Below are 20,215 nucleotides of genomic sequence, written 5' to 3' on the forward strand. Positions count from 1 at the left end.
GCATTTCCTCGCCTTTGTGGACCGTTTCACGCTGGCCGCGCTCATGCCGGTCCTCGGCCCCCGCCTCGCCCTGGACGATGCCGCGACCGGCCTCCTCCTCGGCCCCTGCTTCGCCCTCCCCTACGCCACCGCCGCCCTCTTCCCCCGCAAACCCATGCACGGACTGGCCGGCGGGATCGCCCTGTGGTCGGCGAGCGGTGCGGCGATGGGATTTGTCAATTCGTTCGAGGGGCTTGCGGCCGTCCGCCTTGGCATGGGGGTTGGGCAGGCGGCGTTCATTCCCGCCGCAATGGCGCTGGTCGCAGCGCGGCCGGGGCGGGCGCGGGCGGCGGGGCTGGCGATGTTCACCGTGGCGTCGGCCTTTGGGCGGAACGTTGCGTTGGTGAGTGCGGGGGGCGGACTGGCGGCGTTGGCGTGGTTCGGGGTGGGGGCGGTACCCTATGGGTGGCGGTGGCTGTGCGTGGTGACGATCCTGCCCAACATCGTGCTGCTGATGGTGCTGATCCGGTGGCGGGCCAAGGTGAGCGGGGCCATGGCGGCGCAGGGGAGCGCGGCCGCGCCGACCCCGACGCCGGCGGGCGGGGTGAGGACGATGCTGCTGTACCTGCTGGCCGCGATGCCGGTGCTGGTGATCCAGAGCCTGGCAGCGTGGCTGCCGACGCTGATGGCGCGGCAGCATGGGCTGGAGCCGGCGCGGGCGGCGATGGTCGGGGTGATCGCCATGCTGATCGGGTCGCCGCTGGGGCAGGGGCTGGGCGGGGTGATGATGGCGCGGTGGCCGCAGGCGCGCGAACGGGGAGGGCCGGCGCTGGTCACGCTGCTCGCGCTGGCGATCGTGCCGGCGCTGGTGGCGGTCGGCGCCGGCACGACCGTGGCGGTGGCGGGGATCACGCTGGCCGCGACGATGCTGGGGATGAGCGCGTTTGCCGGGTTGTTCATGGTGCAGCAGGAAATCGCCCCGGCGCGCCGGGCACAGGCCAGCGGCGCGTTCCTGACCGTGATCACGCTGGTCGGCATCGGCATCGGGCCGCTGGCGGCGGGCGTGGCGAGCGGACACAATGCGGGGGGCATTGCCGGGGGACTGATGATCGTGATGATCGCAGCCGCGGCGGCCGCGCTCCTGCTGCTGATCGTCAGTCGGAAGTTGGGACGTCCATCCATGGCGCCGGCGGCGCCGTGACTGCGCCCGACCAATGGCAGTTCGACAGCGACAAGCTGTCCCCCGACGACAGCTTCGTCCGCTACCGCGAACTCTACGCGCCGGGCGCGGACGCCGTACGGTTGAGCCGACCATTTGCGGCAAAGGTGCGGGCCTGGCGACTGCACCGCGGCCTGTTGTTCGACCGCCGATTGCGCGGGGTGGGCCATGAGCGGGACGCCGCCCGCGTGCAGCGCGATGCGTTCGACCATTTCACGCTGACCTTTGTCCTGTCGGGCGATCAGGCGGTGGATACGGGCGAAGGCTTTCGCCAGCTTCTGCCGGGCGAGGCGCTGCTACTGGACATGATGCTGCCGATGCGCCTGCGATCCTATGACGCGCATATCGTGACCGTCAGCATCGCGCGCGACCGCCTGGCGGGGGCGGCGGGTCAACTGGACGGGCTGCACGGGGCGATCCTGACCGGGCCGGGCGCGGGGTTGCTGGGCGATTATCTGCGGGCGCTGGTCGAGCGGATCGCGACCTTGTCCGACGCGGCGCACGAACCGGCGATGACGGCGCTGTCGGCGCTGGTCGCGGTGGCGCTGGGCAAGGCGGTGGACGAGGCCCCCGAACTGTTGGCGGCCCGGCGCGCAACCGCCCGGATCGAGCGAATCCGCGCGTTGATCGACGCACGGCTGAGCGACCCCGATTTTACCGCCAGCGAGGTCATTGCGACCAGCGACCTGTCGCGCGCCACGCTGTATCGCACGTTTCGGCCGTATGGCGGATTGGCCGGCTATATCCAGTTGCGGCGGCTGGAACGGGTGCGCCGGGCATTAGGCGATCCGCGTGACGAGCGGCCCTTTGCCAACATCGCGCTGGACAGTGGTTTCGAAAGCTCCAGTCATTGCAGTCGCTTGTTTACCGATCGTTTTGGCGTGCGGCCCGGTGCGTATCGGCAGATGATGGCGCTGGACACCGACACCGATGATCCACGCATCGCCATGCGGATGTGGCAGGCGGAAGTCAGTTAGCCGGATGGAATTTGATCGAGATCAACTTGTCTCACAAGTGAGACGTAGAGGCATTGGCGAAAACTTCATGCCTGTGCATGACGAAAAAGGCCCGGTTTCGGGGTGGGGATGACATTGGGGGGGCATGTGGATTTGGCGGTGGAGCGCAAATCCACGCCTGCAGCGCAAGAGGCAGGCGTCCGGGAGAATATGGTTGCCTATCGGTTGAAGCCGCCGACGTCGTTGGCGGGGCTGATCGCGGGCGCGGGCATCTATCATGCCGGGGGCGGCGTGGGACAGGTAGCGGTCGACTGGCTGCTGCCGGGGCCGGCGCAGATCTGCGTGATGCTGGGTGGCGGGCCGATGACTGCGATGATCGGCGCACGTCGCTTCGATCCAGTGCCGTCAGTGGCGCTGTGCGGCCCGACATCGCAGGTGGTGCGGGTGCAGACGCAAGGGGGGCGGGTGCTGTCGCTGGGGCTGACCGCACAGGCCTGGGCACGGCTGACACGGCACTCCGCCAGCACGGCGCACAACCGCTTCATGCCATTGCATGCGATTCTGCCCACCGGGGCGGCGGCAACGCTGGCGGAGGCGATGGTGGTCGCGGCGACGGGCTCCGATCCGATGGAGACGATCGAGGCGGCGCTGGCACCGCTTCTGGCCGTGCCGCATGACGACGAACCGATGATCACGGCGTTGATCGCAGTGTTGAACGAGGGCGGGCATCACAGCGCGTCGGCGGTTGCCGAGCGGCTGGGCATGTCCGAACATACGTTGCGGCGGATCGCGGTCCGCTATTTCGGGATGACGCCCAAGCTGTTGCTGATGCGCGTCCGCTTCCTGCGGGCGTTCGTGCGGCTGTTCATGCTGGGGCCGAACGGGAAATATGATCCGCTGGAGGACGGCTATTTCGACGTGCCGCATTTCCTGCGCGATGCCCGCTACTTCCTGGGCATGACGCCCAGGCAGTTCATGGCGATGCCGACGCCGTTCCTGGATGCGGTGTTGCGAAACCGGTAAGGCGGCGGGAAGCGGGATTTTGCGCGGGGCGAGCGAGCGGGCTATGGCGCCAACCCCACGCCCATGCAGGAGTTCGCCCCGATGCCCACCCCCGACCTGACGCCGATCGAACAGACACGGTTCGTTGCCGATACGCTGGCGATCGCGGAGCAGCTGGCGGCGGACACGACGTGGCGGGCCGACTTCATCGTCGGCATCGGGCGGGGCGGACTGGTGCCCGGCACGTTCTTGAGCCACGCCACCGGCCTGCCGATGCTGTCGGTGGATTATTCCTCGCAGGAACCGGCATTTTCCGCGGACCTGCTGGTGCAACTGGCGCGGCGCACGGCGGGGGGCACGCGGTTGGTGTTCGTGGACGACATCAACGATAGCGGGCGCACGATCCGCTTCATCCGGGCGGCATTGGCCGATGCGGGAGCGGATATGGCGGCGGTGCGCTTCGCGACGCTGATCGACAACGTCACCTCGACCGAGCGGGTGGATTATTTCGCGCAGCGGATCGACCGGACCGTGTTCAAGAACTGGTTCGTCTTCCCCTGGGAGGCGGTAGCCCCAGCCGAGAGCGTGGTCGAGGATGCGCAGGCCGTCCCCGAACGGCTGGGCTGACGTTCATGCATTTCGACGATCTGCTGCACCATTATTTCGGCACGACCGACCTGTCCGCCCTGTCGCCCGAGGCTCTGGCGGATGGTGTGGAACAGGTGAAGATCGCGTTCGGCACCGAGCGCGAACCGGGGCGGCGATTTGCGTTGTGGGTATTGCTGGATGCCCTGGGGGCGGCGCCCTTTCCGGCGGATGCGTTCAAGGACCCGGCGCAGCGGCGGGCGGCGGAGGATTATCTGGATGCGATGGGGCGGCTTTCGCCCGACGCAGGGTGATCCGCGGGTGTCGAGAGAAGGGTTCTCACGCGAAGACGCGAACACGCCAAGGGGAGGCGTTTGGCGGGGTGTTGCGTGACCCTTTGGACGGAAGACCGGCGTTAGCTGTGCGGGATGAGTGAGCCTTCGGCTCGCGAGACATGTTCGCGTCTTCGCGTGAACCTGTTCCGACGGATTTATTCGCCGGGCTTCCGCGTGAAGTCGAAATGGATGCGGACCCAGGCGCCGATCATCGGTTTGCCGCCGATGCGCGGGGGGCGGATCCGGAATTGCCAGGCGGCTTCGCGCAAGGTTCGGGCGAGGCCGCTGCCCATGTGCGAATCGCCTAGAACCCGGCAATTTTCGACGCGGTTGTCGGGCGCCGTCTGGCAGGCGATTTCCGCCCACGCATTGGGCGGGATGTTGCGCGGCAGATAGCCGTTCAGTTCGGCGTCGGTCGGCTCGCGCAGCCAGTCGGCCTTGTAGAGCCGCTGACCGCCGGGACCGGCGCCCGGGCCATAGGCGGCAACACTGTCGGCGCCGCTGTCATCGCCCTGCGCGGTACCTGCGCCCCGGCCGACCGGGCCGGCATTGGGGATGCGTGCGATATCGCTCGCCTCGAACAGCGCCTTGTCGCCCCATAGCCAGGGGGTGGCGGGCGCTTCCTCAGCCGGCTTCGTCCTGGGTTCGATGGGGGTGGGCGGTTTGGGAACCTTGGCTGCGGGCGGTGCGCCGGCGGAGGGACTGGATTTCTCCGCGCTCGGTTGCTTGGTGGGGGCGGGGGCGTCGCCACCCTCGGTTTCGGGGGACAGCGAGAAGCTGTTGGTGGTCGGCCCCTTCTTCTGCGGCGTGAAACTGGGTGCGAGATGGAGCAGCAGCCATGCCAGCAGCAGGTGCGCGATGAGCGTCAGCCCGAGCGAGGCACCGCGGCGGCGGAGAAACAGGCGATGACGCTCCGGCAGATGGCGGAGCAACAAGGCCGGGCTCACGGACGATGGGGACCGTGGCGCCCGGCCGTGCATGGTCAGGCCCGGTTCGCCGCGCTGAGCACCGCACGAACACTGGCGGTCGCGATGTCGGTGTCCATGCCGACGCCGAACACGGTGCGACCGTCGGCGGTGCGGGCCTCGACATAGGCGGCGGCCTGCGCATCGGCGCCGTGGCCGATGGCATGTTCGTTATAGTCGACGATTTCCAGTGCCGGACCGGTGCTGTCGGCCAGCGCGGCGATCACGCCCGAGATCAGGCCGTTGCCGCGGCCGGAGATCGAGCGCTGCTCGCCCTCCACCGCCAGGCGGCCGACGAACAGGCGGTTGCCCGCACTGCCGCTTTCCTCGTAGTCGACCAGTTCGAAGCGGTCGCCGGGGCGGGGCAGATAGGTCGCCTCGAACCGGTTCCAGATATCGGCGGCGTTCAGCTCGCGGCTGGTTTCGTCGGCCATGGCCTGAACATGCTGCGAGAAATCGGCCTGGAGGCGCTTGGGCAGCTTCAGCCCCTTGTCCTGCTCGATAACCCAGGCGACGCCGCCCTTGCCGCTTTGCGAGTTGACGCGGATCACCGCTTCATAGCTGCGGCCGAGATCGGCGGGGTCGATGGGGAGATAGGGAACCTCCCACAAGCCGTCGTTGCGCTGCCCTTGCGCAGCGAAGCCCTTCTTGATCGCGTCCTGATGGCTGCCCGAAAAGGCGGTAAAGACGAGATCGCCCGCATAGGGGGTGCGCGGGTGAACGGGCAGGTTGGTGCAATAGGTGACGGTGTTCACCACCGCGTCGATATCCGACAGGTCGAGCCGGGGATCGACACCTTGCGTGTACATGTTGAGCGCGACCGTCACGAGGTCGCAATTGCCGGTCCGCTCGCCATTGCCGAGCAGGCAGCCCTCGACCCGGTCGGCCCCCGCCATCAGGCCGAGCTCCGCCGCCGCGACACCGGTGCCGCGGTCGTTATGCGTGTGGAGCGAGATGACGACGCTGTCGCGGTTCGGCACGTTGCGGCAGAACCATTCGATCTGGTCGGCATAGACGTTTGGCGTCGCGCATTCGACGGTGGCGGGCAGGTTCAGGATCAGCGGTTTTTCGGGCGTGGGGCGCAGCACGTCCATGACCGCCGCGCAGACCTCCACCGAAAAATCGAGTTCGGCGGTGGAAAAGGTTTCCGGGCTGTATTCGAACTGCCAGGCGGTGTTCGGACGCTTGCCCGCCTCGTCGCGCAGGATCTTGGCGCCGGCGACTGCGATCTCGCGCACCTCGTCGCGGGTCATGCCGAAGACGATCTTGCGCCATGCCGGCGAGACGGCGTTGTAGAGGTGGACGATCGCCGACGTCGCGCCGTCCAGGCTTTCGAAGCTGCGCTCGATCAGGTCGCGGCGCGACTGGGTGAGGACCTGGATCGTCACGTCGTCGGGAATGCGGCCCTCGCAGACGAGGCCGGAGATGAAGTCGAATTCGGTGGCGCCGGCGGATGGAAAGCCGACCTCGATCTCCTTCAGGCCGACCTTGACCAGGAGGTCGAACAGGCGGGTCTTCTTTTCCGCATCCATCGGGTCGATCAGCGCCTGGTTGCCGTCGCGCAGATCGGTCGACAGCCAGCGCGGCGCGCGGGTGATGACGGCATCCGGCCATGTCCGGTCGGGCAGGGCGATGGGCGGGAAGGGGCGGTATTTGGTTGTGGGATCGCGGAGCATGATCGAGTCTTCCGGTCGGACCGCGTGGGAGGAAAGATGACGCGGTCGGTTGGCGCTAGCGGTTCATCTTGCCCTTAGGGAAGCGCGCGCGTCACGCCCGTCCACCCTAAGGGCGGATAAGTCGTAGCAGCAGGCCGGTGCGATCGATCATGATCGCGTTCATGGCCGGTGGCCGGGAATTTGTCTACCATTGTCGGCAGGGGTGCGGCGACGAACATTCCGTTAACGGGCACGGTGTAACCACAAGGCCTTGTTTGCCAGCGTCTTTTATCGATCGGACCCCCTCATGCGCCAGCTCGTCTATATCAGCACGGTTCGTCACGGAGTGACCGCCGATGCCGCCGCGATCCTGGCGGCGTCGCGCCGCAACAATGCGCGCGCGGACGTGACGGGGCTGTTGTTCTTCGACGGGAAGCGCTTCCTCCAGGCACTGGAAGGCGAGGAGGCGGCGGTGAACGCAACGTTCACGCGTATCCAGGCGGATGCCCGGCACCATGCGCTGGTCGTGCTGTCCGACCGCAGCGTCGCGGCGCGCAGCTTCGGCGGATGGGCGATGGCGTACCGGGCGCCGGGTGAGGATGATGCGGACGGACTGGCGCGGATCGCGGCGCTGACGGCCAATGCCTCGGCATCGGTGCAGGCGACCTTTGCGAGTTTCGCGCGGATCAAGCGGGCTGCCTGATCCGCGCGGGCACCGCTTTTACTGAGCCGCGAAGGCGGCGTTGATCGTCAGGTCGACCTTGTCGGATACGACGGGGACCGCCATGCCCAGGCCGTAATCGCTGCGCTTGATGGAGCCGGTGGCGCGGAAACCGATGTTGAGCTTCTTGCTCATTGGGTTGGCGCCCGCGCCGATGAAGGTCGCGTTGAGGGTGACGGGCTTGGTGATGCCTTTGATGGTGAGGTTGCCGGTGATGACGGCGGTGTTGCCCGAGGGTTTGACCGAGGTGGAGACGAAGCGGGCGGTGGGGTGATTGGCCACGTCGAAGAAGTCGGCGCTCTTCAGGTGTTTGGCAAAGGCGGCGCTGGTGACGGAGAGGTCGTCGATCTTGAAGGTGACGTCGACCGTGGTGGCGGCGGGGCGGGCCGGGTCGATGGTCAGGGTGCCGTCCGAGGCGCCGAACTGGCCTTCGAGCATGGTGAAGCCCATGTGGTTGACCTGCCAGGTGACCTGGGTGTGCGCGGCATCGACGGGGTAGGTGCCGGCGGTGACGCGCGAGGCGACGGGGGCGCCGGGGAGCGTCTGGGCAATCGCGGGGGTGGAGGCGAGGGACGCGGCGAGGGCCGCGGCAAGGATCAGGCGCATGGGTGTTCGGTCTCCTGTTGGATGACCGATTTGACCATGAAGTGCGCCGAGCCGAAAGGTCCGGAATGGAAACAGACGGTTGCGCGAGTAGCGCTCCCCCCGCCCGGTGCACGGGCGAGGGGAGGGCCGATGCGGGTCAGTTCTTGGTCTGGTCGACCAGCTTGTTCGCGCCGATCCACGGCATCATCGCGCGCAGCTCGGCACCGGTCTTCTCGATCGGATGCGCGGCGGCCAGCTTGCGCGCGGCCTTCAGCTCGGGCTGGCCGGCGCGGTTGTCGAGCACGAACTTCTGCACGAAGCGACCCGACTGGATGTCGGCGAGGACGCGCTTCATCTCCGCCTTGGTCTCGTCGGTGATGATGCGCGGGCCGGTGACGATGTCGCCATATTCGGCGGTGTTCGAGATCGAATAGCGCATGTTGGCGATGCCGCCCTCATAGAGCAGGTCGACGATCAGCTTGGTTTCGTGGAGGCATTCGAAATAGGCCATTTCGGGGGCGTAGCCGGCCTCGACCAGCGTTTCGAACCCGGCCTGGATGAGGTGGGTGACGCCGCCGCACAGCACGGCCTGCTCGCCGAACAGGTCGGTTTCGCACTCTTCCTTGAAGTTCGTCTCGATGATGCCCGAGCGGCCGCCGCCGACGCCCGAGGCATAGGCAAGCGCCACGTCATGCGCATTGCCGCTGGCATCCTGATGGATCGCGATCAGGCAGGGCACGCCGCCGCCCTTCACATATTCCGACCGCACAGTGTGGCCGGGACCCTTGGGCGCGATCATGATGACGTCGACGTCCGCGGGCGGCTCGATCAGGCCGAAATGGACGTTCAGGCCGTGCGCGAAGGCAAGCGCGGCGCCGGGCTTCAGATTGCCCTTGATATCCGCCTCGTAGATCGCGGCCTGATGCTCGTCGGGGGCTAGGATCATCAGGATGTCGGCCCAGGCGGCCGCTTCCTTGTTGGGAAGAACCTTGAAGCCGGCGCCTTCGGCCTTGGCAGCGGAGGGCGAGCCGGGGCGCAGCGCGATCGCGATGTTCTTGACGCCCGAATCGCGCAGGTTCTGCGCATGGGCGTGGCCCTGCGAACCATAGCCGAGGATGGCGATGTTCTTTTCGGAGATCAGGTTCAGATCGGCATCGCGATCGTAATAGACACGCATTGTGGCACTTCCTTTCTATGGATTGGGGAGCGGGTGGGGTGTTCGCCCTCACCCTCCCATGGCCTTGCCATGGGCCCCGTCCTCTCCCGGTGGGAGAGGGGTTTGGATCAGGCGGCTTCGCGGCCGCGGGCGATGGCGACGATGCCGGTACGGGCGACCTCGACCAGACCGACTTCGCCCATCAGCTCGACGAACTTGTCGATCTTCTCGATCGTGCCGGTGACTTCGAAGACGAAGGAGCCGATGGTCGCATCGACGACGCGGGCGCGATAGACCTCGGCCAGACGCAGCGCCTCGATCCGGTGGTCGCCGGTGCCCTTGACCTTTACCAGCGCCAGCTCGCGTTCGACATGCGCGCCCAGTGCGGTGAGGTCGGTGACCTTGTGGACGGGCACGAGGCGGTCGAGCTGCGCAATGATCTGTTCCATCACCGGCGGCGAGGCGCTGGTGACGATGGTGATGCGGCTGACGCCCTTGTCGGCGGTGATCTCCGACACGGTCAGGCTTTCGATATTATAGCCGCGCGCGGTGAACAGGCCGGCGATCCGGGCGAGGATGCCCGGTTCATTGTCGACAATGACCGCCAGCGTGTGGCGTTCGGTGGCTTCGGTCTTGATGTGCATGGCGATCTCGCTCTCCCCTCCCGCTGACGGGAGGGGCTGGAAGGCTGGAAGAGGTACCGGGGGATGGCGGGCGTCTGCGCTTTTTCCTTCCCTAACCCCTCCCGCATGCGGGAGGGGGGTGAAGGGCGGCAGGATCGAAGATCTCAGACCAGCGCCTTGGCCTCGTCGTCCATGGTGCCCGAGACCTCGTTGGCCTGGAGGATCATGTCCGTGTGCGCCGCGCCGCTCGGGATCATCGGGAAGCAGTTGGCGAGTTTCGCCACGCGGCAGTCGACGATGACCGGGCCGTCATGGTCGAGCATCGCCTGGATACCGTCATCCAGCTCGTCGCGCTGTTCGATGCGGATACCCTTCCAGCCATAGGCCTCGCCCAGCTTCACGAAATCGGGCAGCGAGTCCGAATAGCTTTCGGCATAGCGGCTTTCATAGGTCAGTTCCTGCCACTGGCGGACCATGCCCATATATTCGTTGTTCAGGATGAAGATCTTGACCGGCAGGCGGTATTGGCTGGCGGTGGCCAGTTCCTGGATGTTCATCTGGATCGAGGCTTCACCCGCGATATCGATAACGAGCGCGTTCGGGTTGCCGATCTGCGCGCCGATCGCGGCGGGCAGGCCATAGCCCATCGTGCCGAGCCCGCCCGACGTGAGCCACTTGTTGGGCTTTTCAAAGCCGAAATGCTGCGCGGCCCACATCTGGTGCTGACCGACCTCGGTGGTGATGATCGGATCGCGTGCGTGCGTCGCCTCCCACAAGGCACGCACCGCGCGCTGCGGCATGATCGCGTCGCCGACTTCCGGGAAGGACAGGCAGTTGACCGCACGCCATCCGGCGATGCGCCGCCACCAGTCGCCCGTCTCGGGCCGGGGATGCTGGCGCGCCTTCCACACGCGAACCATGTCCTCCATCGCATGGCCGACATCGGCGATGATGGGCAGGTCGACGCGAACATTCTTGTTCACGCTCGACCGGTCGATATCGACATGCACCTTGCGGCTGTTCGGGCTGAACGAGTCGAGGCGGCCGGTGACGCGGTCGTCGAAACGGCTGCCAAGCGCGATCACCAGATCGGCCTGGTTCATCGCCATGTTCGCCTCATAGGTGCCATGCATGCCGAGCATGCCGAGGAACTGCGGCGAGGAGGCCGGGAAGGCGCCAAGGCCCATCAGCGTCGAGGTGACGGGCGCACCACTGATCCGCGCAAGCTCGCGCAACAGTTGCGAGGCGGCCGGACCCGAATTGATGATGCCGCCACCCGTATAAAGGATCGGGCGTTCGGCGGCGGCGAGCATGTCGACCACCTGCTCGATCTCGCTCGGTTCCGCCTTGATGCGGGGGCGGTAGGTCTTGTGCTGGATGGGCCCCGGCTTCGCATATTTCGCGGTGGCGACCTGCACATCCTTGGGAATGTCGATCACGACCGGCCCCGGGCGGCCCGAAGTCGCGATATGAAAAGCCTCGTGAACCACGGCGCCGAGGCGCGCGGGGTCCTTCACCAGATAGTTATGCTTGGTGCAGTGGCGGGTGATGCCGACGGTGTCGGCCTCCTGGAACGCATCGGTGCCGATCAGCGCGGTCGGCACCTGACCGGTGATGACGACCATCGGGATCGAATCGAGCAGCGCGTCGGTGATGCCGGTGACCGCGTTGGTGGCACCGGGGCCGGAGGTGACGAGCACCACGCCGGGCTTGCCCGTGGCGCGGGCGTACCCCTCCGCCGCATGGGTCGCCGCCTGTTCGTGGCGAACGAGGATGTGACGCAGCCGCCCGCCGCTCTTTTCCGCATAACGGAACATCGCGTCGTAGATCGGCAGCACGGCGCCACCCGGATAGCCGAAGACGACCTCCACGCCGAGATCGCACAGCGCCTCGACCAGAATATCGGCTCCGCTCTTCTCCGTCATCATCGGTCCTTTCACTGGCACACGGGACGAACCGCCGTAGCGCCTCGTCCAAGGGGCGGCTACCGATGATAAAAGTTCGTGTCAACCATCAGTTTCGTAATAAAATGTCCGCTGCATTGCGGCGCGTTTCGTTGTCATGGTCGGAAATGCGATGCCAATGATCGTCCAACTGGTTGCGAAACCACGTATATTGCCGCTTGGCATAGCGCCGGGTGGCGAGTGCGCCGGCGGCAGCGGCTTCGTCGGGAGAAAGATGGCCGGCAAGCAGCGCGCTGGCCTCGGGCACCCCGATCGCGCGCCGGATGGGCGCGTCTGCGGCAAGGTCGGTGCGGGCGACGAGTGCTGCGACCTCCTCCAGTCCGGTGGCGAGCATGTCGGCGAAGCGGGCGTCGATGCGCGCGAACAGCCAGTCCCGATCGGGGAGGAGAACGAGGGCACGGGGCTCGATCGTGTCGGCGATGCCGCCATGCCTGTGCGCCTGCCATGCGGCGAGTGGACGGCCGGTGGAGCGGACGACCTCCAGCGCGCGGGCGACGCGGGTGGTGTCGGCGGGGTTGAGGCGGGCGGCGGCCGCCGGATCCTCGACCATCAGCGCGGCATGGGCCTGTGCGACGGGTAGGGCGCGAACGGCGGCGCGGACGCTTGCGTCGATGGCGGGAACCGGCGCGATGCCATCCAGCAGGGTACGCAGATAAAGGCCGGTGCCGCCGACCAGGATGGGAAGCCGGTCCTCGGCCAGCGCCTCGGCGATCGCGGCCTTTGCATCGCTGGCCCAGCGGGCGGCGGAGTAGCCGGCATCCGCACCATCGACATGGCCGAACAGGCGGTGGGGCACGCGTGCTTCCTCCTCGACCGGGGGCCTTGCGGTCAGGATGCGCAGGTCGCGGTAAACCTGGGCGGAGTCGGCGTTGATGATCGTGCCGCGGTGCGCCAGCGCAAGGTCCAGCGCGAGAGCGGACTTGCCGCTGGCGGTTGGCCCTGCGATGAGCGCGACCTTCGGTAAAGGAGCCTTCATGTTCACAGCGACGCTGATAGCAGCAGGTGGCCGGCTGGCCGACGGGGATTTGCAGGCGGCGGCGGATCGGCTGGCGGCCGCATCCATCGAGCCGGGGGCGCGGCGCTGGATCGATCGCGGCGTGGCCGCCGATATCGACTTTGCGGGCGACCCGCTGGTGGCTCGCGAAGCGCTGGAGGGCGCGTTCGCCACGACGGATATCGTGGTGCAGCCGAGCGAGGGACGCGAAAAGCGGCTGCTGGTCGCGGACATGGATTCGACCATGATCACGGTCGAGTGCATCGACGAGCTGGCCGATTATGCCGGGATCAAGGCGGAGGTCGCCGAGGTGACCGAGCGGGCGATGCGCGGCGAGCTGGATTTCGGGGCGGCGCTGGATGCGCGCGTCGCGCTGCTGGAAGGGCTGGACGAGCGCGTGATCGCGCAGTGCCTGGCCGAACGCGTGACCCTGATGGCGGGCGCACGGACGCTGGTGCGCACGATGAAGGCGCGCGGCAGCCTGACCGTGCTGGTGTCGGGCGGTTTCACCCGCTTTGCCGAGCCGGTCGCGGCCGAGATCGGGTTCGACCGGGCGATCGCCAATGTGCTGGAAATCGAGGGCGGACGGCTGACGGGCCGGGTGCGCAAGCCGATCGTGGGGTCGGACACCAAGGAGGCGACGCTGCTGGCGGCACTGGCCGAGCGCGGGCTGGAGCCGGGCGCGAGCATGGCGGTGGGCGACGGCGCGAACGACCTGGCGATGATCCGCCGTGCCGGGCTTGGCATCGCGTTCCGGGCCAAGCCGATCGTCGCGGGCGCAGCGGGCGCGCGGGTGGATCATGGCGACCTGACCGCGCTGCTCCATGCGCAAGGGATTGCGCAGAGCGCGTGGGTGGAGGGCTGACCCCTCCACCCGGTCGCGATCAGCCGTTCACCACCACGCAGGGCACGCCGGAGCGGGCACAGGCCTGGGTCGCGGCGGCGCGGGTGGCATAGCCGCCGGCCTGAAGCCGGGTGACGCCGCCGGCGGGGACGTAGAAGGGTTGGGCGCCGGTCAGCCTGGCGCGGACCTTGCCCCACTGCGCCTCGGCATTGGCGCGGTCGCGAAAGGCGCCGAGCTGGATGCGCCACGCACCGGATTTGGCGGGGGTCGCCGCGGGCTTGGCTACAACCGGGGTCGGCTTGGGCGCAGCCGGGGTCGGCTTTGCGGCGACGGGGGTGGGTTTCGGCGCGACAGGGGACGAGGCGGGCAGCGGCGTGGTGCGGATGGCCGGCTGGCGCGGTGCCGGCGGCGTCGCGGCCGGGGTGGCGGCCAGCGTCGGCCGGGGAGCGAGGGTGCGGGCCTGCGCGGCATATTGCTGGGCCAGGCGCGTGCCGCGTTCGCGATCGGCGGGCGTGATATACTGGTCCATCTGCAACAGCGTCTCGGACGCGGCGTTGAGCCCGGCCTGCGACGCGCGGGTCATCAGCGCATAGGCGCGCGGATAGTCGCGCGTCACGCCATCGCCGTTGAAGAGCATGGTGCCGAGCACGAGCTGCGCGCGCGGTTCGCCGCGGCCGACCGACTTTTCCAGCCAGGGCACGGCGTCGCCCTTCTTGCCGGACTGGAACAGGGCGAGGCCATAATTGTCCTGCGCCTGTTCATGGCCCTGCTGCGCGGCCTTGCGGAACCAGCTTTCGGCGAGCGCGGGGTCCAGCGGCACGCCGCGGCCGAGCTTGTAGGCCTGCGCCAGATTGAACTGCGCGTCCGGGTCGCCGGCGACCGCGGGGCCGCGCCATTGTTCGACCGCAGCCTTGTAGTCGCCGCGGCCCCAGGCATCCACGCCGGCTTTCACATCGGCGCCCGCGGGCCATGCCGCGCCCATCGATGCCGCCACCAACAGCAAGCCAAGCATCCGCTTCATCACCATCGACCCTTATTCCTGTTCATCGGCCCTGCGACACGTTCCAACCATAGTGGACCGGATCGGACACGGAACGGTGTTAACCCATCCTTATCGGGCCTGGTGCCACCAGAGCGCTTAACAAAGGGCTCCATAGCGGAGAACGGGGGAATATGCGCGTTCTGGCGATGGCATCGCAAAAGGGCGGGTCGGGGAAGACGACCCTGTCCGGACATCTGGCCGTGCAGGCCGAACTGGCGGGGCAGGGCCCGGTCGTGCTGATCGACATCGATCCGCAAGGGTCGCTGGCGGACTGGTGGAACGAGCGGGAGGCGCCGACGCCCGCCTTTGCGCAGACCAACGTGACAAGGCTGGCGGCCGACCTGGAGACGTTGCGGCAGGAGGGTTTCCGGCTGGCGGTGATCGACACGCCGCCCGCGATCACCATGGCGATCCAGAGCGTGATCGCGGTGGCCGAGCTGATCGTCATCCCGACGCGGCCGAGCCCGCACGACCTGCGCGCGGTGGGGGCGACGGTGGATCTGTGCGACCGGGCGGGCAAGCCGCTGCTGTTCGTGGTCAACGCCGCCACACCCAAGGCGCGGATCACCACCGAGGCGACGCTGGCACTGGCGCAGCATGGCACGGTGGCGCCGGTCACGATCCACCAGCGCACCGATTTCGCCGCATCGATGATCGACGGGCGCACGGTGATGGAGGTGGATGCCAAGGGGCGCTCCGCCGCGGAGGTCGCCGCCTTGTGGACCTATGTGTCGGATCGGCTGGAGAAGAACTTCCGGCGTACCGTGTTCAGCGTGCCCTCTGCCGTGATTGGCGCGGGCGTGCGGCCACAGGCGAACGGCTTTGGCCGGCGGGTGGTGAGCTGATGGCCGCGCAGCCCAAGCCCGCGGCGTCGCTGTCGTCCGGGTTGCTCGCCCGCAAGGGCCAGGCGCGCCCGGCGATGCGGCGGCAGGACGCGGCCGGACCGGACGATCTGGGCTGGAACGACATGGGCGCGGGCGCGCCGGCACCGGACGTGTTGCCGCCCGTGCTGGTCGAACGGGCCGCGCTGGCACGCGAAGTGGCTGGCGGGCCGACCCTGTCGGCGGCGGCCGCCGCGCAAATCGGGCGCGACAGTGCCGCACAGGTGCGCAAGACGGGTCGGGCCGCATTCACGTTGCGCCTGGACGGCGAGCGGCACCTGCGGCTGCGGCTGGCGAGTGCACTGGCGCATCAATCCGCGCAAAGCCTGGTGACGCAGGCGCTGGACCAGTTTCTGGCAACGATGCCCCAGGTGGATGCGCTGGCCGTCCAGGTGTCGGCAAAGGACGGCTGATATGACGCGATCGATCATTGCGCTGGGCGTGTCCGCCCTGGTGCTGGGCAGTGCCGTGAGCGGCTGTGCGGTGCAATCGCGCAGCATGACGCCCGCGGTGGCAAATGGCGGCGATGCGCAGGCGGTGAAGGCAGCGGCCAAGGCGGCGAAGCGTGCGCAGCGTGCTTTGGCCAAGCAGGATGCCGTGGCGGCGGTCGACTTTGCCGAGGAGGCAGTGCGCCTGCGGCCGCGCGACGCCGGATACCGGCTGGTGCTGGCGCAAAGCTATCTGAAGACGGGGCGGTTCGTGGCGGCGCGAGCGGCCTTTGGCGATGTGCTGGCGCTGGAGCCGGACAATGGGCGCGCCGCACTGAACCTGGCGCTGACGACGATCGCAGGTGGCGACTGGCTGGCCGCGCGGGGCGTGCTGGCCGAACATGCCACGCGGATTCCCGCGGCGGACCATGGACTGGCACTGGCGCTGGCGGGTGATCCGGCCGGCGCGGTGGCGATGCTGACCGCGGCGGCGCGCGAACCCGGTGCGGGCGCACAGGTGCGCCAGAACCTGGCGCTGGCGCTGGCGCTGGCCGGCAATTGGCAGATGGCGCGGGTGGTGGCGGCGACCGACATGTCGCCGGCGGATGTCGATGCGCGGATGCAGCAATGGGCGGACTTTGCGCAGCCGCATGGCGCCGCGGACCAGGTGGCGACGCTGTTGGGGGTGACGCCGGTTGCGGACGCAGGACAGCCCTTGACGCTGGCACTGCACGCGCCGGCGCCGGTCGCGCCGCCCCAGCTTGCCGAGAAGGTGGGTGCCGGGCAGATCGAGGACGTGCCGATGCAGCCGGTGCCGCCGGTGACGAGGCCGCCGGCGATCGTGTTCGCGGCGCCGCGTGAAGTGGTGCAGCCCCTGCACGGCAGGACCCGCATCGGCGGGGACCCGGTGGTGCCGCGGCGCGCCGATCCGGCAACGGGGGAATGGTACGTCCAGCTGGGCGCCTATGGCAGTGCGGAGGGCGCACGCGAGGCGTGGAGCCGGATCGCGCAGCGGCTTGCGCGGATCGGCGAACATGCGCCGCGCAGCACGACCTTCCGGTCGGCGGACGGCACGGTGTACCGGCTGTCGGTCGGCGGGTTCGCACGGGGCGATGCCGAGGGCCTGTGCCGGCGATTGAAGACGGCGGGCGGCGACTGTTTCGTGCGGCGGCAGGCCGGCGACCGGGTGGCGGCATGGGCGCGCGGCGGGATCATGCTGGCCGCGCGCTGACCGGGCGTCACAGCGTCTGTGCGCAGGCCCAGCCGCTGGCCCATGCCCATTGGAAATTGTAGCCGCCGAGCCAGCCGGTGACGTCCACCGCCTCGCCGATCGCATACAGGCCGGGAACGCGGGTGGCCTGCATATCCTGTGACGACAGCTCGGCGGTGGCGATGCCGCCAACGGTAACCTCCGCCTTGGCAAGTCCCTCGGACCCGTTGGGGGTGAAGGGCCAGCGCGACAGCCGATCGGTGGCGGCACGCAAAGCCTTGTCCGTGCAGCCGGCAAGATCGGGGGCGAGGTTCAGGCGATCGGCCAGCGTTTCGGCGAGACGGTCGGGCAAGTGGGTGGCCAATGCCCGGCGCGGCGAAAGGCGCGGCGTCGCGCGCTTGGCGGCGATCAGCCAGTCGGCGTCCCTGTCGGGCAGGAAGTCGATCGTCACCGCATCGCCGTGGCGCCAATAGGACGAGACCTGCAGGATGGCGGGGCCGGACAGGCCGCGATGCGTGAACAGCGCCGCTTCGCGGAACTGCGCCTTGTGGCAGCGGGCGACGACCTCGGTCGCGACGCCCGACAGGCTGCGGAACAGGGTTTCCTCGCCGCCCAGCGTGAGCGGGACGAGCGCGGACCGCGGCTCGACCACCTTCAGGCCGAAGCGACGGGCGAGATCATAGGCGAAGCCGGTCGCGCCCATCTTGGGAATGCTCGGCCCGCCGGTGGCGATGACCAGGCGGTCCGCCTCATGGGTGAGGCCGCCATGGCGGACGCGGAAGCGACCATCGGCATGGGCGACATCGGTGATCGGCTGGCCCAGTTCGATCCGGACGCCGCCCCGGTCGCATTCGTCGAGCAGCATACTGACGATCTGGCGCGCGGAGCCGTCGCAAAAGAGCTGCCCGAGCGTTTTTTCGTGCCAGGCGATGCCGTGCGCCTCGACCAGCGCGAGGAAGTCGGCGGCGGTGTAGCGGCGCAGCGCCGATTTGGCGAAATGCGGGTTCGCCGACAGGAAGCGGTCGGGGGCGGTGCCGATATTGGTGAAGTTGCAGCGGCCGCCGCCCGAGATCAGGATCTTCTTGCCCGGCGCATCGGCATGGTCGAGCACGAGGATGCGCCGCCCGCGCTGGCCGGCGACGGCGGCGGCCATGAGGCCGGCGGCACCGGCGCCGAGAATGATCGCGTCATAATGCATTGTTGGATTCGCCGGCTTGACGGGAGTGGGGCGGCTGCGGCGACTCGTAAGTGGACACTACACCCCCTAGGCCGTGTCCACTTACCGTTTTTGCAATCGTCGGTTTCGGAGAGGGGGGCGGGCTTTGCGCGGCCGGGGTCATGGGCGGGACATAGGGGATGGGGGGTGTGTAGGACAGCGGATTTGGTTCTTGCGGAGGCGCGGAGAGAAGGAAGAAGGTCGGTTCACGCGAAGACGCGAAGGCGCGGAGAGAAGGAAGAAGGTCGGTTCGCGCGGAGACGCGGAGACGCGGAGGTGTTGCGTTCATGGTGATGACGCGCGTCCTCTCGTTCGGAAGACGATGTTGAAGCCAGTGGGGTTCGAGAGCCTTCGGCTCGGGAAACTCTCCGCGTCTCCGCGTCTCCGCGTGAAACGAACTTCTTCGCGGCTTCGCGTCTTCGCGTGAACCAGCTCTTTTAACGCAGCTTTGCGATAGAGAGACCGTCTTCCTTGGCGCGCTGTTTGATCGACTCCTCGCTGCGGGTCATCGCCTTGGATATCGCTTTGAGCGCCATGCCCTTCTTGGCGAGGGTGTGCAGCTTCTGGATCTCGTCGGGGCGCCAGGGCTGGCGGTGGCGTTCGAACTTTTCGGCCATCAGATCGGCTCCACGCTGTCGAGGGTGATCGCATCGGTGCGGCCGGCGAAGTCGAGTTGCTCTCCGGGGGTGGCGCCGATCAGGGCGCGGGCGAGGGGGGCGGAGAAGGCGATGCGGTCGGCGGCAGGGTCCGCCTCGTCATGGCCGACGATCTCCAGCGTGCGGCTCTGCCCATTCAGGCGGAAGCGGACACGGGTGCCGATGCCGGCCTCGTCCGACCCGGGCGGGGGTGCGAGCTCGGCGGTGGCGGCGCGCGTGTTCCAGTAGCGGAGGTCGCGCTTGAGCGCGTCCCTGGCGTCGGCGGGGGCCGCGGCGATCTGGCGTTCCAGTTCGGCGACGCGGTCGCGGATCAGCGCCAGACCGCGCGGCGTGACGAGGTTGGGGCCGGGCGGGATCGGCAGCTCGAACTTGGGTTCGAGATGTTCCTCGTCGGATTCTCGGCGAAAGGCTACGCTCATGGATGAACAACGCTTTGGGGCATGGCGCGGGTCCATGGCCGGGGCGGGCGCCGCCCGCAATAGCGGCCTAGCGCTGCCCCGCCAGATAGCGGGCCAGCCGGTCGATCATCTCGTCGGGAATACGGCGGGCGATGACCGGCATGGTGGCGTGGGTCTTGCGCGCGTCGACGACATTCTTGTCGCCTTTCCAGTGCCGTAGCCGCTGGGCGAGGTAGAGGGGCTTTTGGCCCGACAGGACGGGGTAGGGTTTGCCCGGGGCGTGGCAGCTGGCGCAGGCGGGAAGTTGCAGGCGGGGGATGCCCTGCTGGACGATGCGTCGTGCCATGGGGTCCGGCGCGGGCGCGACGGGGGCGAGGCCGGGCATGGCGGCGAAGTGGGTGGCGAGGGCACGCATCTCCTGCTCGGTCAGCGCGGCGGCGGCGTTCTGCATCACCGCGCTGTGTCGGGCACCGGTGGCGTAGGCGCGCAGGGCGGTGAGCAGATAGGCGGGGGTCTGGCCGCCGAGGACGGGGATGTCCGGCTGGTTGCGGCCGCGGCCGTCCGCGCCGTGGCAGGCGATGCAGCCGGTGAGCGTGGCGGTACGGATGCCGCGAACGCCGACGGTGCCGGCAGCGGCGGCATCCTGGGTCAGGGCGCGGTACTGTGCAGGGGTCATGCCCGGCAACGCGCGGACGAAGGCGACCATGGCCCGGATCTCGTCGCCGCGTTCCGGTGCGGGCCAGGCGGGCATGCCGCTATATTTCACGCCGTGTTTCAGGATCCAGTAGAGCTGTTTGTCGG

General features: G+C 68.4%; 22 protein-coding genes. 10 read left to right on the forward strand and 12 right to left on the reverse strand.

Going from position 1 to position 20,215, the window contains the following annotated elements; genetic code table 11:
* The 5 genes from OXR08_RS17250 to OXR08_RS17270 all read left to right on the forward strand — a co-directional run.
* Window positions 1-1,180: MFS transporter (locus OXR08_RS17250; protein ID WP_267351742.1), on the forward strand; the 1,180-nt coding region annotated here is incomplete at its 5' end.
* A complete protein-coding gene (locus tag OXR08_RS18725) occupies window positions 1,177-2,175 on the forward strand; it encodes a helix-turn-helix domain-containing protein (RefSeq protein ID WP_267351744.1) in 999 nt (332 codons plus the stop codon). The genes OXR08_RS17250 and OXR08_RS18725, both read left to right, overlap by 4 nt.
* A 189-nt stretch (window positions 2,176-2,364) precedes the next feature.
* The gene (locus OXR08_RS17260) at window positions 2,365-3,177 is read left to right on the forward strand and encodes a helix-turn-helix domain-containing protein (protein WP_267351746.1); all 813 of its coding nucleotides are present in this window, start codon (window positions 2,365-2,367) and stop codon (window positions 3,175-3,177) included.
* 63 nt (window positions 3,178-3,240) lie between these two features.
* Window positions 3,241-3,783 carry a phosphoribosyltransferase family protein gene (locus tag OXR08_RS17265; RefSeq protein ID WP_267351747.1) on the forward strand — a complete coding sequence of 181 codons (543 nt, stop codon included), beginning with the start codon at window positions 3,241-3,243 and terminating at the stop codon, window positions 3,781-3,783.
* Between the two features lie 5 nt (window positions 3,784-3,788).
* Window positions 3,789-4,055 (forward strand): hypothetical protein, encoded by a 267-nt coding sequence (locus OXR08_RS17270; RefSeq protein WP_267351748.1) that lies wholly within the window; start codon window positions 3,789-3,791, stop codon window positions 4,053-4,055.
* A 176-nt stretch (window positions 4,056-4,231) separates the two neighbouring features.
* On the opposite strand, the gene OXR08_RS17275 is transcribed toward OXR08_RS17270, so the two are convergent.
* Entirely contained in the window at window positions 4,232-5,023 is a 792-nt protein-coding gene (locus OXR08_RS17275; protein WP_267351749.1) for a hypothetical protein, read from the reverse strand.
* Window positions 5,024-5,058: 35 nt separating this feature from the next.
* Window positions 5,059-6,717: a 2-isopropylmalate synthase gene (gene leuA / locus OXR08_RS17280; RefSeq protein WP_267351751.1), complete on the reverse strand. Its 1,659-nt coding sequence runs from the start codon at window positions 6,715-6,717 to the stop codon at window positions 5,059-5,061.
* A 286-nt stretch (window positions 6,718-7,003) separates the two neighbouring features.
* On the opposite strand from leuA, the gene OXR08_RS17285 reads away from it, so the two are divergent.
* Window positions 7,004-7,399, forward strand: coding sequence for a BLUF domain-containing protein (locus OXR08_RS17285; protein ID WP_112381062.1), 396 nt, complete (start codon window positions 7,004-7,006; stop codon window positions 7,397-7,399).
* An 18-nt stretch (window positions 7,400-7,417) separates the two neighbouring features.
* Here the strand turns inward: OXR08_RS17285 and OXR08_RS17290 are convergent, their stop codons facing one another.
* The 5 genes from OXR08_RS17290 to miaA all read right to left on the reverse strand — a co-directional run bounded on the left by OXR08_RS17290 (window position 7,418) and on the right by miaA (window position 12,721).
* On the reverse strand, window positions 7,418-8,023 hold the full coding sequence (locus OXR08_RS17290) for a YceI family protein (protein WP_267351753.1): 606 nt from the start codon (window positions 8,021-8,023) through the stop codon (window positions 7,418-7,420).
* 136 nt (window positions 8,024-8,159) lie between these two features.
* Complete coding sequence (ilvC, locus tag OXR08_RS17295) at window positions 8,160-9,179, reverse strand: ketol-acid reductoisomerase (RefSeq protein WP_149680857.1); 1,020 nt, start codon at window positions 9,177-9,179, stop codon at window positions 8,160-8,162.
* 107 nt (window positions 9,180-9,286) lie between these two features.
* Window positions 9,287-9,802 carry an acetolactate synthase small subunit gene (gene ilvN / locus OXR08_RS17300; protein WP_112381059.1) on the reverse strand — a complete coding sequence of 172 codons (516 nt, stop codon included), beginning with the start codon at window positions 9,800-9,802 and terminating at the stop codon, window positions 9,287-9,289.
* 143 nt (window positions 9,803-9,945) lie between these two features.
* Window positions 9,946-11,706 carry an acetolactate synthase 3 large subunit gene (locus OXR08_RS17305; protein WP_112381719.1) on the reverse strand — a complete coding sequence of 587 codons (1,761 nt, stop codon included), beginning with the start codon at window positions 11,704-11,706 and terminating at the stop codon, window positions 9,946-9,948.
* Between the two features lie 88 nt (window positions 11,707-11,794).
* Window positions 11,795-12,721 carry a tRNA (adenosine(37)-N6)-dimethylallyltransferase MiaA gene (gene miaA, locus OXR08_RS17310; protein WP_267351755.1) on the reverse strand — a complete coding sequence of 309 codons (927 nt, stop codon included), beginning with the start codon at window positions 12,719-12,721 and terminating at the stop codon, window positions 11,795-11,797.
* On the opposite strand from miaA, the gene serB reads away from it, so the two are divergent.
* Window positions 12,720-13,604: a phosphoserine phosphatase SerB gene (gene serB / locus OXR08_RS17315; RefSeq protein WP_149680855.1), complete on the forward strand. Its 885-nt coding sequence runs from the start codon at window positions 12,720-12,722 to the stop codon at window positions 13,602-13,604. The two genes, miaA and serB, sit on opposite strands and share 2 nt — an antisense overlap.
* 19 nt (window positions 13,605-13,623) lie before the next feature.
* Here serB and OXR08_RS17320 read toward each other — a convergent pair whose 3' ends face one another.
* The gene (locus OXR08_RS17320) at window positions 13,624-14,610 is read right to left on the reverse strand and encodes an SPOR domain-containing protein (RefSeq protein ID WP_149680854.1); all 987 of its coding nucleotides are present in this window, start codon (window positions 14,608-14,610) and stop codon (window positions 13,624-13,626) included.
* A 146-nt stretch (window positions 14,611-14,756) separates the two neighbouring features.
* On the opposite strand from OXR08_RS17320, the gene OXR08_RS17325 reads away from it, so the two are divergent.
* Genes OXR08_RS17325 through OXR08_RS17335 form a run of 3 tightly spaced genes read left to right on the forward strand, consistent with a single transcriptional unit; the run spans window position 14,757 to window position 17,165 of the window.
* A complete protein-coding gene (locus tag OXR08_RS17325) occupies window positions 14,757-15,470 on the forward strand; it encodes a ParA family protein (RefSeq protein WP_149680853.1) in 714 nt (237 codons plus the stop codon).
* Window positions 15,470-15,919, forward strand: a complete 450-nt coding sequence (locus OXR08_RS17330) for a hypothetical protein (protein ID WP_112381054.1) — start codon at window positions 15,470-15,472, stop codon at window positions 15,917-15,919. Before OXR08_RS17325 ends, OXR08_RS17330 begins: the two co-directional genes overlap by 1 nt.
* Window position 15,920: 1 nt before the next feature.
* Window positions 15,921-17,165: an SPOR domain-containing protein gene (locus OXR08_RS17335; protein WP_267351760.1), complete on the forward strand. Its 1,245-nt coding sequence runs from the start codon at window positions 15,921-15,923 to the stop codon at window positions 17,163-17,165.
* Window positions 17,166-17,172: 7 nt separating this feature from the next.
* Here the strand turns inward: OXR08_RS17335 and OXR08_RS17340 are convergent, their stop codons facing one another.
* The 4 genes from OXR08_RS17340 to OXR08_RS17355 form a co-directional block, all read right to left on the reverse strand.
* Entirely contained in the window at window positions 17,173-18,342 is a 1,170-nt protein-coding gene (locus OXR08_RS17340; RefSeq protein WP_267351761.1) for an NAD(P)/FAD-dependent oxidoreductase, read from the reverse strand.
* Window positions 18,343-18,797: 455 nt separating this feature from the next.
* Window positions 18,798-18,977 (reverse strand): hypothetical protein, encoded by a 180-nt coding sequence (locus OXR08_RS17345; RefSeq protein WP_112381051.1) that lies wholly within the window; start codon window positions 18,975-18,977, stop codon window positions 18,798-18,800.
* Window positions 18,977-19,435: a GreA/GreB family elongation factor gene (locus OXR08_RS17350; RefSeq protein ID WP_267351762.1), complete on the reverse strand. Its 459-nt coding sequence runs from the start codon at window positions 19,433-19,435 to the stop codon at window positions 18,977-18,979. The genes OXR08_RS17345 and OXR08_RS17350 overlap by 1 nt, the downstream gene beginning before the upstream one ends.
* 67 nt (window positions 19,436-19,502) lie before the next feature.
* The coding region (locus OXR08_RS17355) for a c-type cytochrome (protein ID WP_267351764.1) at window positions 19,503-20,215 on the reverse strand (713 nt) is incomplete at its 5' end.

Source organism: Sphingomonas sp. GM_Shp_2 (genome assembly GCF_026540875.1).
Classification (GTDB): Bacteria; Pseudomonadota; Alphaproteobacteria; order Sphingomonadales; family Sphingomonadaceae; genus Sphingomonas; species Sphingomonas carotinifaciens.

Coding starts and splice junctions, on each gene's coding strand:
- OXR08_RS17260 (WP_267351746.1), top strand. CDS start 2,365: ATGGTTGCCTATCGGTTGAAGCCGCCGACGTCGTTGGCGGGGCTGATC.
- OXR08_RS17265 (WP_267351747.1), top strand. CDS start 3,241: ATGCAGGAGTTCGCCCCGATGCCCACCCCCGACCTGACGCCGATCGAA.
- OXR08_RS17270 (WP_267351748.1), top strand. CDS start 3,789: ATGCATTTCGACGATCTGCTGCACCATTATTTCGGCACGACCGACCTG.
- leuA (WP_267351751.1), bottom strand. CDS start 6,717: ATGCTCCGCGATCCCACAACCAAATACCGCCCCTTCCCGCCCATCGCC.
- OXR08_RS17285 (WP_112381062.1), top strand. CDS start 7,004: ATGCGCCAGCTCGTCTATATCAGCACGGTTCGTCACGGAGTGACCGCC.
- OXR08_RS17290 (WP_267351753.1), bottom strand. CDS start 8,023: ATGCGCCTGATCCTTGCCGCGGCCCTCGCCGCGTCCCTCGCCTCCACC.
- ilvC (WP_149680857.1), bottom strand. CDS start 9,179: ATGCGTGTCTATTACGATCGCGATGCCGATCTGAACCTGATCTCCGAA.
- ilvN (WP_112381059.1), bottom strand. CDS start 9,802: ATGCACATCAAGACCGAAGCCACCGAACGCCACACGCTGGCGGTCATT.
- OXR08_RS17305 (WP_112381719.1), bottom strand. CDS start 11,706: ATGACGGAGAAGAGCGGAGCCGATATTCTGGTCGAGGCGCTGTGCGAT.
- serB (WP_149680855.1), top strand. CDS start 12,720: ATGTTCACAGCGACGCTGATAGCAGCAGGTGGCCGGCTGGCCGACGGG.
- miaA (WP_267351755.1), bottom strand. CDS start 12,721: ATGAAGGCTCCTTTACCGAAGGTCGCGCTCATCGCAGGGCCAACCGCC.
- OXR08_RS17320 (WP_149680854.1), bottom strand. CDS start 14,610: ATGGTGATGAAGCGGATGCTTGGCTTGCTGTTGGTGGCGGCATCGATG.
- OXR08_RS17325 (WP_149680853.1), top strand. CDS start 14,757: ATGCGCGTTCTGGCGATGGCATCGCAAAAGGGCGGGTCGGGGAAGACG.
- OXR08_RS17330 (WP_112381054.1), top strand. CDS start 15,470: ATGGCCGCGCAGCCCAAGCCCGCGGCGTCGCTGTCGTCCGGGTTGCTC.
- OXR08_RS17335 (WP_267351760.1), top strand. CDS start 15,921: ATGACGCGATCGATCATTGCGCTGGGCGTGTCCGCCCTGGTGCTGGGC.
- OXR08_RS17340 (WP_267351761.1), bottom strand. CDS start 18,342: ATGCATTATGACGCGATCATTCTCGGCGCCGGTGCCGCCGGCCTCATG.
- OXR08_RS17345 (WP_112381051.1), bottom strand. CDS start 18,977: ATGGCCGAAAAGTTCGAACGCCACCGCCAGCCCTGGCGCCCCGACGAG.
- OXR08_RS17350 (WP_267351762.1), bottom strand. CDS start 19,435: ATGAGCGTAGCCTTTCGCCGAGAATCCGACGAGGAACATCTCGAACCC.